Origin of the sequence: Pseudomonas sp. HY2-MNA-CIBAN-0224, from assembly GCF_040310285.1 — a bacterium.
Taxonomy (GTDB): domain Bacteria; phylum Pseudomonadota; class Gammaproteobacteria; order Pseudomonadales; family Pseudomonadaceae; genus Aquipseudomonas; species Aquipseudomonas helleri.
Genome location: NZ_JBEOPQ010000660.1, coordinates 1 through 260, shown reverse-complemented (window position 1 = coordinate 260; position 260 = coordinate 1). Strand labels below are relative to the sequence as shown.

Here is a 260-nt window from a genome sequence, read left to right as displayed (position 1 = left end):
CACAAGCACAATCAGCGTTGAAACTACTAGCAGATGGTATGGATAGTGTCGCTGTCAAAAAGCAGACCGGCTCTTCAGTCGGTCTTTATGATGTTAATTTGGCCATAAAAGCAGGGGAGCTGCATTCCATCATGGGACTCTCAGGCTCTGTTAAATCGACCTTGATACGCCATCTTAACCGGTTGATTGATCCGACCAGCGGCAAGATATGGGTCGATACCACTATTAATCCCAAGACCTTATCATCAAAAGCACAAGAT

At 45.4% G+C, this 260-nt stretch carries 1 protein-coding gene; it reads left to right on the top strand.

Annotation, left to right across the window (positions count from 1 at the left end):
- Positions 1 to 260: ATP-binding cassette domain-containing protein (locus AAEZ03_RS27960; RefSeq protein ID WP_502947981.1), on the top strand; the 260-nt coding region annotated here is incomplete at both ends.